The following is an 11,850-nucleotide window of genomic DNA, read 5'->3' on the forward strand; positions in this document are numbered from 1 at the left end:
TAATGATCCTCCTGGATGTCCTGACTTAGATTTACAAATCATTTGAACAATGTCTTTTCTTATTTCACGTGCTTTATCTTCTACAAGTTTAATATCTCTTACTTTCATCAACTCTCTCCCTTAAATATACTATTTTTTTGCATTCTCCCAATCTTTTAAAAATCTTTCTATCCCTTTATCAGTCAATTCGTGTCTTGTCATCGCAATAATTATTGAATATGGAATTGTTCCTATATGAGCTCCTGCTTTTGCCGCTTCTTTAGCATGCCAAGGATTTCTAATACTAGCTGCTATAATTTCTGTATTTAAGTTATGCTTTTCAAAAATCTCCGCAATTTCTGAAATCAAAGTTACACTATCTGTTCCTACATCATCAAGTCTTCCTAAAAATGGGCTTACATATGTCGCACCTGCTCTTGCTGCTAAAAGAGCTTGAGAAGAAGTAAATATAAGCGTCACATTTGTTTTTATACCTATCTCAGACAATTTTTTACAAGCTTTTAATCCTTCAATCGTCATTGGAAGTTTTATAACTATATTTTCATGAATCTCTGTCAAAGGGATAGCTTCCTCTACCATTTTATCTGCTTCTAAAGAGATTACCTCAGCACTTATTGGTCCATCTACAATCTCTGTTATCTCTTTTATAACTTCTTTAAATACTCTTCCTTCTTTTACTATTAAGCTCGGATTTGTAGTTACACCACAAATCACCCCCATATCATTAGCTTCTCTTATTTCATTTACATTCGCTGTATCTATAAATATCTTCATATTTTTTCTCCTATAAACTTTTTAATTTAAATAAAAGCTCATTTAACTCCAAATCTCTTTTAAAAGTATTTAAATTTAATGTTTTATCTATCAATACAAATTCAATGTCATAATAATCAGCGAAATCTCTAAGTGTTTCAACACTCACATCATAAGTCATAGCAGTATGATGCGCTCCTCCAGCAATAATCCATGCTTCAGACGCAGTTTCTAAAGATGGTTCCGGTCGCCACATAACTCTCGCTACCGGTAAGTTTGGCATATCTCCTACAGGTTTTACCGCATTACAAACATTTGCTATAAGTCTATATCTTCCCTCTAATTCTATCAAACTTACTTGAATTGCTTTTCCTGTCTTCCCAGAAAATACAATTCTTGCAGGATCTTCTTTTCCACCAATCCCTAGATGATGAACTTCTATCGATGGTTTCCCTTCTGCAATAGATGGACATACCTCTAACATATGTGATCCTAAAACTAAACTTTCATTATTTATATGATATGTATAATCTTCCATAAAACTTGTTTTACTATTTTCCCCAACCATATTTTTTAGAATTGAAACCATTGCTGCCGTTTTCCAATCTCCCTCTCCTCCGAAACCATATCCATCCATCATTAAGTTTTGTGTTGCAAGCCCTGGAAGTTGATTCATTCCATGTAAGTCTTCAAATGTATCTGTGAACGCCATACACCCTCTATCTTTTAAGAATTTTTTCATGGCTATATTTAATTTTGCTTGATATTTAATTGACTCTAGTTTATCAGTATCTACCGTATATCTATTTTCATACTCTTTTAACTGCTCATCTAATTCTCTTTCTGTAACTGCTTCTATATATCTAACTAAATCTCCTACTGGCCATGTGTTGATCTCCCATCCAAATTTCATTTGTGCACTTACTTTATTACCCTCTGTTACTGCAACATTTCTCATATTATCTCCAAATCTACAAACTTTTAAGCTGTTTGAAAATCCAATTCCTTTACAAAGTGTCATCCAATTATCTACTCTTTCTAAAGTATGAGAATCCTTCCAATACCCATGTATAACTTTTCTTTTTGTTTTTAAATTAGCATGAATAAATCCGTGCTCTCTATCCCCGTGAGCAGCTTGATTTAAATTCATAAAATCCATATCTATTTCATTTAAAGGAATTTCACTGTGATATTGCGTATGAAAATGAAGTAGCGGTTTATTCAGTTGTTTCAATCCATTTATCCACATTTTAGACGGAGAAAATGTATGCATCCAAGTTATAACTCCTCCACATTCGTTATTGAAATTCACTTCTTTCAATAAATTTTCAATCTCTTCAGAGGTCGTAACAATCCCTTTATTTATTATTTCTAATCCCAATCTCTTTGAATTATTCATATAATCTATAATTTCTTCGACTTGCTTCGCCACCTGTTTCAGTGCCTCTTCTCCATAAAGATGTTGACTTCCTGTTACAAACCAAATTTTCATTGTAGCCTCCTAGTTATTTTTAATTTAATATTTTTCTGATATCCATTATTTTTGTCCATAGTAGGCATTTTTTCCATGCTTCCTATTAAAATGTTTATTTTGTAAAACTTTATTTATCGAATCTATTTTTGGATTTAAATCTTCCGTATATTTCGCCATATAAGCAATCTCTTCTAAAACTATAGCCGTGTCAACACTATCGCTAGCTGAAGTCCCCCAAGTAAATGGTCCATGACTTGAAACTAATACTGCTTTATTTTTTAAAAAATCCTTACCTTTTAAGGTTTCTACAATAACCTTTCCCGTATTCTCTTCATAATCTGACGTTATCTCTTCTTCACTCATATCTCTTGAACAAGGTATATATCCCTGAAAATAATCTGCATGAGTTGTTCCGTAATTTGGAATCTCTCTTTTACTTTGAGCCCAAATTGTTGCCCATTTCGAATGCGTGTGACAAACTCCGTCTACATTTGAAGCAGCCTTGTATATTTCTAAATGAGTTTTATAATCTGATGACGGTTTTAAATCTCCCTCTATAATATTTCCTTGCATATCACAAACTACCATCTTATCAGGAGTAAGCAAGTCATAATCAACACCACTTGGTTTTATAACCATATGCTTTCTATCTTGTGTAACTCCACTAACATTTCCCCATGTAAAAATTATAAGTTTTTCATCTTTTAATCTCATATTAGCTTCATATACCTGCTTTTTTAGCTCTTCTAACATTAAAATCCTCCTCAGTTAACTCTATTTTCTATGTGTTTTCCTAGTTGTTTGTACTCTTCATAGTATTTTTTATACACTTCTACATTTTCTTCAATAGGGAAGTACTCTCTTTGGAATTTACTTCCTATCACTTCTTGTGCATCCTGAATATTTTCATAAACTCCAGAAACTTTTGCTGCAAATATCGCCGCTCCTAAAGCTACTGTTTGAAGTGAGTCTGCAACTTTTATAGGTTTATTCAATACATCTGCCATAACTTGCATTATTAGAGGTGATTTTTTAGCAACCCCACCAATTCCTATAATCTCATCTATTCTTATATTTTTTTCTATAAACGTATCTACAATTGCCTTAGCTCCATAAGCCGTTCCCTCTATTAAAGAACGATATATTTTTGGTGCATCAGAATCTAAAGTTAAATTTGAAATTGCTCCCTTTAATTTTTGATTTGCATTAGGAGTTCTTCTTCCATTCATCCAATCTAAAGAAAATACTGTGCTTTCACTTGCGTTTATCTCAAGAGCCTTTTTTTCTAGCATTGGTAACATTTGATCTCTATACTCTTCAATCTGATCCTCTGTAAACATATCTAAGCTTTTAATTGGCCATAAAAGTAACTCTCTGAACCACGAGTATATATCACCAAATCCAGATTGTCCTGCTTCAAGTCCAATCATTCCCTCTACAACAGATCCATCTACTTGCCCACAAATTCCTGGAACAAGAACTCCCACCATCTCATTTTTAGGAATCATCAATATGTCACAAGTTGAAGTCCCCATAACTTTCACAAAAGAATATGGTTTTATCTGTCCTCCAACAGCACCCATATGAGCATCAAAAGCACCAATTCCGATTACTACATCCTCTGGAAGTCCTAACCTGTTTGCCCACTCCTTCGAAATAACTCCTGCTTTTTCCTCTGAAGTATATGTCTTCGTATACATATTTTTTCTTAAATCTGCTAATCTTGAATCTAAGAGTCTTAGAAACTCTTCAGATGGAAGTCCTCCAAATTCTTCGTTCCACATAGCTTTATGACCTGCTGAACATCTACTTCTTTTTATCTCCTCAGCTCTATCTACTCCTGTCAATAAAGCCGGTATCCAATCGCAATGTTCAACCCAACTATAAATTTTTTCAGCAACTTTCGCATCAACTTTTATAATATGAAGCAATTTTGCCCAAAACCATTCTGATGAATAAACTCCACCAGAATATTTAGTGTAATCCACACCACCCCAGCTTTTAGCTGTTTTATTTATTAAATCCGCTTCCTCTGTTGATGAATGATCTTTCCATAATACAAACATTGCATTTGGATTTTTTTCAAACTCTTTTAATAATGCTAAAGGAGTTCCTTTTTCGTCAACTGCCACCGGTGTCGAACCTGTCGTATCAACAGATATTCCTCTTATATTTTCTCTAACCTCCTTTGGTAAATTTTCCAAAGGCTTCTTTATTACAAACTCCAATCCTTCAATATAATCTAATGGATGCTGTCTATATATATTTTGCTCTGGAGTACAAAACTCTTTATTCTTCCATCTCGGATAAGCGAATACCTCTCCACCTATCTGCTCTCCCGTATTTGCATCTACAATTATTGATCTACATGAGTCAGAACCATAATCTATTCCAATAACATAATTTTTTCTTTTCATAACTACTTCCCCCTATTTAGTTTCATTATTTCCTGATTTTGTGTAAATATCAAAAATTACTGCAAGAACAAGAACAATCCCTTTAATAGCTTGTTGCCAATCTATTCCTACACCTAAAATTGACATTCCGTTGTTCATTACTCCCATAACAAGTCCACCGATTATTGCACCGATTATTGTTCCTACTCCTCCACTTGCTGAAGCTCCTCCGATATAACAAGCTGCAATCGCATCTAATTCAAATCCGTTCCCTGCTTTTGGAGTTGCAGCATTTAATCTTGCTGCAAAAGCTATTCCAGATATTGCAGCTAAAATTCCCATATTTACATAAACCATCAGCAATACTTTTTTTGTTTTTATTCCCGATAGTTTTGCCGCTTTTTCATTTCCACCTATAGCATATATATGACGACCAAAAATTGTTTTTCTAGTTATGTAGCTGTATAGAATTGTCAAAATACTTAAAACAACCAATATTGTTGGAACTCCTTTATAAGCTGCTAATGTGTATGTGAATAAATTTATCATCAATGCAACCATTAACATTTTTATAGCAAATACGTTTATATTTTCTACGCTTAAATTGTACCTTACTTTGTCTCCTCTCTTTTTAAACTCTACTATTATATATAGTATTGAAAAAACTACACCTATCAATATTGTTGTCATATGTAATGATACCCCTGAAAAAATATCAACTATAAAGTTAGAACTCAATGCTCTCAATCCATCTGGAAATGGTGCCAAAGATCTCCCTTGAAGTGTTACCATTGTTAAGCCTCTAAAAACTAACATTCCACCCAAGGTTACTATGAATGCAGGAACTTTTATATATGCTATTATTGCTCCTTGTAATGCTCCAATTAAAGCTCCAACTCCTATAGAAATTATTATAGCTACTATATAATTCATATTTAAAGTGATCATCATATATCCCGCTATAGCTCCTATAAATGCTGCCACTGATCCAACAGAAAGATCTATATTTCCTGTTATAATAACCAATAACATTCCTATTGCTAAAATTAAGATATAACTATTTTGAAGTATCAGATTTGTTATATTTAATGGTCTTAAAGATATTCCATCGGTTAATATTGCAAATAAAACCATTATTACAGCTAATGCTATTAACATTCCATATTTTCTAATTCCATTTTTTAAATTAAACTCTTTCTTTATATTTACCTCTTCTGAATTTTCCATTTTTTTATTTTTCTTAACTAAAGCTTCCATATAAAACCTCCATTATATTTAAATAGCTAACTCCATTATTTTCTCTTGAGAAAACTCACTTTTATGTATCTCACCGTTTATTCTCCCTTCGCTCATTACATATATTCTGTCGCTCATTCCTATAAGTTCAGGCATTTCAGAGGAAATTATTATTACCGATTTTTTATTTTCTACAAGTTCATTTATAATACTATATATCTCATATTTAGCTCCAACATCTATTCCTCTTGTTGGTTCATCTAATATAAAAACATCTGGATCTGTATATAACCATTTTGCTAAAAGAACTTTTTGTTGATTTCCTCCACTTAAATTAGTCACATTTTGCTCTATATCATTTGACTTTATCCTCAATTTTTTTCTAAACTCCTCAGCTACTACTATCTCTTCCTCATTATTCAATATTCCTTTTTTAGAGATTCCACGCCAATTTGATAAAGTCGTATTAAACTTTATAGATTCATCTAGTATCAAACCATCACCTTTTCGATCTTCGGTTATATATGCTATTTTATTATCTATAGCCTTTCCAATTGTACTAATGTCTATTTTTTCTCCATCTTTTAATGCTATTCCCCGAACTTTATTTCCAAATGATTCTCCAAAAATACTCAATGCAAGTTCTGTTCTTCCAGAACCCATAAGTCCTGCTATCCCGATTACCTCTCCTTTTTTTACATGGAAGTTTATATTTGTTAAAATTTCTTTATTTTTATCCGATCTACTATTTACCTGCCATTCTTTTAATTCAAAGAAAACTTCTGAAGGATTTGATTCTCTAGATGGATATCTATCAGTTATATCTCTTCCTACCATCCCTCTAATTATTCGATCTTGAGATAGATTCTGATTTTCTACCACTATAGTTTCAATCGTTTTTCCATCTCTTATTATCGTCACCGAATCTGCTACTTCTGCAATCTCATTTAATTTATGAGATATCATTATTGAAGTAACCCCCTCCTCTTTTTGTAAATGCTTTAATAATTTTAATAAATTTTCACTATCATTTTCATTCAATGCTGCTGTTGGTTCATCTAATATTAAAATTTTTACGTCTTTAGCTAATGCTTTGGCTATTTCAACTAATTGTTGTTTTCCTACGCCAATCTCTTGAATTAATTTTCCTGGATCCTCTTTTAATCCAACTTTTTTAAGGAGAGATATAGCTTCATTCATAGTTGTGTTCCAATCTATTCCTAATTTATTCTTCTTCTCATTTCCTAAGAATATGTTTTCAGCAATAGTCATATTCGGCATTAAAGCTAATTCTTGATGAATTATAACAATCCCCTCTTTTTCACTCTCTTTAATATTATTAAATTTGCAAAGTTTTTCATTAAAGTATATCTCACCTGTAAATGTTCCTGATGGATAAACTCCACTTAAAACTTTCATTAAAGTTGATTTTCCAGCCCCATTCTCTCCACAAATTGAGTGAATCTCCCCTTTTTTTACTTTTATATTTACATTATCTAAAGCTTTAATATTATTAAATTTTTTTGTAATATTTTTCATTTCTAGGATAAAATTACTTTTCATCAATCTCTCCTTAACTAATTTTATTATTTTTATCTAGTTCTTTATCTGATCTTCTGTGTAATATCCAGAATCTATTATTGCTTCTTTCCAGTTATTTTTATCTACACTTATCGGTTCTAATAAATATGATGGAACTATTTTCACGCCATTATTATAAGTTGTTCTATCATTTATTTCAGGCTCTTTTCCTTTCATTATCGAATCAACCATATTTCCTGCTACCTTAGCTAATTTACTAGTATCTTTTAATACTGTTTGTGTTTGTTCTCCTGCAATTATAGATTTTATTGCAGCTATTTGTGCATCTTGACCTGTTATAATAGGCATCTTTTTATCACCACTTCCAAATCCCATACTTTTTAAAGATGAGACTACTCCTAAAGAGATCCCGTCATATGGTGATAACACTGCATCTAATTTTCCATCTGTATAAAAAGTTCCTAATAGGTTATCCATTCTAGATTGTGCTAAAGATCCATCCCATCTTAATGTCGCAACCTTATCCATACCCATTTGGTTACTTCTCACAATTAATTTTCCTGATTTTATATATGGTTCAAGTATTGACATTGCTCCATCGTAAAAGAAATACGCATTATTATCATCTGGTGATCCTCCGAATAATTCAATTGTAAATGGTCCTGGATTCGTTTTTAATCCTAAAGCATTTTCTATATATTGTCCTTCTAATACACCAACTTTAAAGTTATCAAATGTTGCATAATATTCTATATATGGTGTGTTCGTTATTAATCTGTCATAAGATATGATTTTTATTCCTTGATCTGCTGCTTTTTTAGTCACATCTGTCAATGCATTTCCATCTATTGAAGCTATTATAAGAACCTTAACTCCTCTAGTCATCATATTTTCTATTTGTGAGATTTGATTTTCAACTACATCCTCTGCATATTGTAAGTTTGATGTATAACCTAATTCTGTCAAGGTTTTTACAACATTATTACCATCATCAATCCAACGTTGTGATGATTTTGTCGGCATAGCAACTCCTACATCAACTCCACTACTATTTGATGATTGTCCTTCTTTTTTCCCACATCCTAAAAATACTGATGCTACAACTGTTACAAGTAAAGCTATTTTTTTAATTTTAATCATAACTTTTCCTCCTAATATAGTTTTTTTTGTTTCGTTTTTAACCTCTTAATAGATATATACCACATTATTTCAAAAAATCAATAGCATTTAAGAAAAATTTTTCTTAATAAAGAAAAATTTTTCGTTTTAAAATAAATAAATTTGCTTTTTTGTTACTTATGAGCTATTATAATTAATAATCGATATTTTAGTGGAGGAATTTTATGAATTTACAAGAACTTTCTGATAAATTAAACGTCTCAAAAGCTACTCTTTCTAGAGTAATTAATAATAAACCTGGTGTTAGTGAAAAAAAAAGAGAAGAAATCAAAGCTTTTTTAGCTAAAAATAATCTTATTAAAATTTCTGATGAAAATAATATCGTTATCATAATTCCTGATTTTGAAAACCCGTTTTTCGGAGAAATAATTAAAGAGATTTCTAAAGTTTTAAGAGAACAAGGCTATCAAATAACTATTTATGACACTGATGAAAATATTGAAAACGAAAAAATTATTGTCAGAAGTATTATTAAAAATGGAGCTGCCGGTGTTATTTTTTGTGTAAGCAACGGAATGGAATCCGCAAAAAATGTAAAACTACTACAAGACTCAAAAATTCCTGTTGTTCTTTTTGATAGAGAGCTTGATTTTCCTTTAGAAGGTGTGTTTTTAAATGATTTTCATGCTGGATTTCTAGCTACAGAACTCCTTATTTCTAAAGGATGTAAAAACATCGCTGTCATTCCAGGATCATTGGAATTAAAAAATATAAAAAATAGATTTGAAGGGTATCAATACGCCCTTAATCAAAATGCTATTCCCTTTAATTTCGAGCTTATATTTCAAGGGGATATGAAAATAGAAAGTGGAACTATTGCTATGAAAAATATTGTTAATTCTGAAATCGATATCGATGGAATTTTAATTTTAAATAATTTTATGACCATCGGTGTATTAAATTTTATAAACAATACTGACTCTTCATTGTATGATACATATAAAATTTTAGGATTTGATATTCCTGATTACCTTTTCAAGATGACACCAAAAATAAATATAATAACTCGTTCAAGAAAAGAGATGGGAAATCTTACTGCAAATATGATTTTAGATAAAATTCAAGAAAATAAAAAGGAAAATTATACAAAAAAAATTATAATTGATCCTATTTTATATTAAAAAAATATAAAAAAGTGTGGTTCTTTTAAAAACCACACTTTTCCATATCTAAATTTTACTCATAACTTTAAAATCCTTCAACTCTTCGATCAATTCATGAACTGTCAACTTTTCATCATTAATAGCCATCGCCATTATAACCCCTTCTACCAAAGGAGCATCCATAATCTTTATTTTACTTTTATCATAATCTCCATCTAAAAATTCTATTGCTAATTCTGAGTTCAGTATTGAGCTTCCTAAATCTCCGAAAATCACAACACCATTTTTTGTATATGCTTTTTTTATAGCTTCAACTATTATCAATGGATCTGATCCTAAATGTTCTCCGTTTGTACCACTTCCATTAACAACAGGAAACTCATATTTTTTCATTTCATTACACAACTCTATAACTTCATGAGCTAATTTTTTACTATGTGAAACTATTACAAATCCTAACATTTAAACTCCTCCCTTAAGTTCTCACATATTGTTTTTACTATTATATACGATGACATTGCCCCTGGATCTATGTGTCCTATACTTCTCTCTCCTAAGTAGCTAGCTCTTCCCTTTGTGGCAAGCATATCTTTTGTTGACTCCATACCCTCTTGAGCCACTTCCTCTATTTTATCTAAAAATTCACATATAGATAACTCTTTAGATTCTTGAAAAATTTTTTCTACAGGTTCTAAAGTGTCCAACATCGTTTTTTCTCCTGCTATAGCCTTTCCTCTAAATTTTATCCCCTCAACCATTGCCCCTAAAGCCACTCCAACTTTATCTCTATCTAATTCTTCTACTCCTTTTAAACTTTGAGCAACCCTCATCAATCCTGTTCCGTAAATTGCACCAGAAGCCCCACCAACATTAGATATCAATATCATAGCCATCTTATTTGCTATTTCAGAATAATTCAACTTTGAAAAGATAGAACTCTCCTCCTTAATTTTTTGAAATCCTCTCGATAGATTCACGCCATGATCACTATCACCAATAGCTCTATCTAACTCACTCAATTCATCCCTTTTCTCAAATATTTTATCAGCAATACTATCTATTATTTTTATTATATCCATCCTCATAAACTCCTTAAAAAGTTTTTAGTGCAATCGTATCTGATTTTGATTTCAATAACCTTTCACTCTCTTCATCCAATTTTAAAATACTTATCGAAAATCCACCCATATCAAGAGAAGTCATATAATTTCCAACTAATGTTTTTTCTACATGAATATTCTTTTCTTTCAGCACATTTGAAACTCTGTTGCTCACTATAAATAACTCTATCAATGTTGTCTCACCTAATCCGTTTATTAATACAGCAACTTTTTCATTTTGAATATTTGATTCCTCTAAAATTTTATCTAAAATATGATCTACATGTACATCTGCATTTTGAAATTTTTCTCTATGCGTTCCTGGTTCACCATGAATCCCCAATCCTACTTCAATTTCATCATCAGCTAAGTCAAAGCTACTCTTTCCAGTAGTAAACACAGTACATGACTTTAAGGATATTCCCATTGTTTTTATATTTCTTATAACCCTATCTCCTAACTCTTTTATCTTATCCAGTGAATATCCTTCTTCTGCTGCTGCACCTAATATTTTATGAACAAAAATAGTTCCTGCTATCCCTCTTCGACCTATCGTATATGTACTATTCTCTACTGCTATATCATCATCGACAATAACTTTATTCACTTTTATTCCATCTAATTCAGCCATTTCTGCAGCCATTTCAAAATTCATTACATCTCCACTATAGTTCTTTATTATAAGTAAAACTCCCTCTCCATTATCAACAGCCTTAATAGCTTCATAAACTTTATCTGCACTCGGAGATGTGAAAACTTCCCCCGCTATAGCTCCATCTAACATTCCAAACCCAACAAATCCAGCATGTGAAGGCTCATGCCCACTTCCTCCTCCACTTACTAAAGCTACTTTTCCTTGTTTTTTATTTTTTCTTATAATAATAGGCAGTTCATTAACACTTTCAATCTCATTTGGAAAAGCTTTTACCATTCCTTCAACCATTTCTTTTACAATGTCTTCTTTATTGTTGATAAGTTTTTTCATATCTCCCTCCTAATTTTAAAAACGTTTCTGTTAACTTAAAATTTATTGAAACTACTCCAATCCTTTGAGGTATAATAGTTAT

Annotated in this window: 11 protein-coding genes; 1 reads left to right on the forward strand and 10 read right to left on the reverse strand. The window is 31.4% G+C overall.

All coding sequences use genetic code 11. From position 1 onward, the window contains the following. Positions 1-129: 129 nt before the first annotated feature. From fsa to chvE, 7 genes are read right to left on the reverse strand one after another with little or no spacing between them, the layout of a single operon-like run. Positions 130-774 (reverse strand): fructose-6-phosphate aldolase, encoded by a 645-nt coding sequence (gene fsa / locus L988_RS10660; protein WP_047384123.1) that lies wholly within the window; start codon positions 772-774, stop codon positions 130-132. A gap of 10 nt (positions 775-784) precedes the next feature. Then, on the reverse strand, positions 785-2,245 hold the full coding sequence (araA, locus tag L988_RS10665) for an L-arabinose isomerase (RefSeq protein WP_047384125.1): 1,461 nt from the start codon (positions 2,243-2,245) through the stop codon (positions 785-787). Between the two features lie 45 nt (positions 2,246-2,290). Beyond that, a complete protein-coding gene (gene araD, locus L988_RS10670) occupies positions 2,291-2,980 on the reverse strand; it encodes an L-ribulose-5-phosphate 4-epimerase AraD (RefSeq protein ID WP_047384127.1) in 690 nt (229 codons plus the stop codon). A gap of 11 nt (positions 2,981-2,991) precedes the next feature. Continuing rightward, the gene (locus L988_RS10675) at positions 2,992-4,644 is read right to left on the reverse strand and encodes a ribulokinase (RefSeq protein WP_047384129.1); all 1,653 of its coding nucleotides are present in this window, start codon (positions 4,642-4,644) and stop codon (positions 2,992-2,994) included. Positions 4,645-4,656: 12 nt separating this feature from the next. Then, entirely contained in the window at positions 4,657-5,880 is a 1,224-nt protein-coding gene (gene mmsB / locus L988_RS10680; protein WP_047384130.1) for a multiple monosaccharide ABC transporter permease, read from the reverse strand. An 18-nt stretch (positions 5,881-5,898) separates the two neighbouring features. Further along, entirely contained in the window at positions 5,899-7,422 is a 1,524-nt protein-coding gene (locus L988_RS10685; protein WP_047384132.1) for a sugar ABC transporter ATP-binding protein, read from the reverse strand. Positions 7,423-7,455: 33 nt separating this feature from the next. Continuing rightward, positions 7,456-8,541, reverse strand: a complete 1,086-nt coding sequence (gene chvE / locus L988_RS10690; RefSeq protein WP_081982805.1) for a multiple monosaccharide ABC transporter substrate-binding protein — start codon at positions 8,539-8,541, stop codon at positions 7,456-7,458. A 203-nt stretch (positions 8,542-8,744) separates the two neighbouring features. On the opposite strand from chvE, the gene L988_RS10695 reads away from it, so the two are divergent. After that, positions 8,745-9,701 carry a LacI family DNA-binding transcriptional regulator gene (locus L988_RS10695; protein ID WP_047384134.1) on the forward strand — a complete coding sequence of 319 codons (957 nt, stop codon included), beginning with the start codon at positions 8,745-8,747 and terminating at the stop codon, positions 9,699-9,701. A 48-nt stretch (positions 9,702-9,749) separates the two neighbouring features. Here the strand turns inward: L988_RS10695 and dhaM are convergent, their stop codons facing one another. The 3 genes from dhaM to dhaK are packed head-to-tail and all read right to left on the reverse strand — an operon-like array spanning position 9,750 to position 11,768. After that, a complete protein-coding gene (dhaM, locus tag L988_RS10700) occupies positions 9,750-10,145 on the reverse strand; it encodes a dihydroxyacetone kinase phosphoryl donor subunit DhaM (RefSeq protein WP_047384136.1) in 396 nt (131 codons plus the stop codon). Further along, positions 10,139-10,762: a dihydroxyacetone kinase subunit DhaL gene (gene dhaL, locus L988_RS10705; protein WP_047384137.1), complete on the reverse strand. Its 624-nt coding sequence runs from the start codon at positions 10,760-10,762 to the stop codon at positions 10,139-10,141. Before dhaL ends, dhaM begins: the two co-directional genes overlap by 7 nt. 13 nt (positions 10,763-10,775) lie before the next feature. Then, complete coding sequence (dhaK, locus tag L988_RS10710; protein ID WP_047384139.1) at positions 10,776-11,768, reverse strand: dihydroxyacetone kinase subunit DhaK; 993 nt, start codon at positions 11,766-11,768, stop codon at positions 10,776-10,778. Positions 11,769-11,850: the final 82 nt, after the last annotated feature.

This window comes from Cetobacterium sp. ZWU0022 (assembly GCF_000800875.1).
Classification (GTDB): Bacteria; Fusobacteriota; Fusobacteriia; order Fusobacteriales; family Fusobacteriaceae; genus Cetobacterium_A.

Excerpts from the sequence above, each read along its gene's own strand:
- L988_RS10695 (WP_047384134.1), top strand. The coding sequence starts at position 8,745 with ATGAATTTACAAGAACTTTCTGATAAATTAAACGTCTCAAAAGCTACT.
- fsa (WP_047384123.1), bottom strand. The coding sequence starts at position 774 with ATGAAGATATTTATAGATACAGCGAATGTAAATGAAATAAGAGAAGCT.
- L988_RS10685 (WP_047384132.1), bottom strand. The coding sequence starts at position 7,422 with ATGAAAAGTAATTTTATCCTAGAAATGAAAAATATTACAAAAAAATTT.
- araA (WP_047384125.1), bottom strand. The coding sequence starts at position 2,245 with ATGAAAATTTGGTTTGTAACAGGAAGTCAACATCTTTATGGAGAAGAG.
- mmsB (WP_047384130.1), bottom strand. The coding sequence starts at position 5,880 with ATGGAAGCTTTAGTTAAGAAAAATAAAAAAATGGAAAATTCAGAAGAG.
- dhaK (WP_047384139.1), bottom strand. The coding sequence starts at position 11,768 with ATGAAAAAACTTATCAACAATAAAGAAGACATTGTAAAAGAAATGGTT.
- L988_RS10675 (WP_047384129.1), bottom strand. The coding sequence starts at position 4,644 with ATGAAAAGAAAAAATTATGTTATTGGAATAGATTATGGTTCTGACTCA.
- araD (WP_047384127.1), bottom strand. The coding sequence starts at position 2,980 with ATGTTAGAAGAGCTAAAAAAGCAGGTATATGAAGCTAATATGAGATTA.
- dhaM (WP_047384136.1), bottom strand. The coding sequence starts at position 10,145 with ATGTTAGGATTTGTAATAGTTTCACATAGTAAAAAATTAGCTCATGAA.
- chvE (WP_081982805.1), bottom strand. The coding sequence starts at position 8,541 with ATGATTAAAATTAAAAAAATAGCTTTACTTGTAACAGTTGTAGCATCA.
- dhaL (WP_047384137.1), bottom strand. The coding sequence starts at position 10,762 with ATGGATATAATAAAAATAATAGATAGTATTGCTGATAAAATATTTGAG.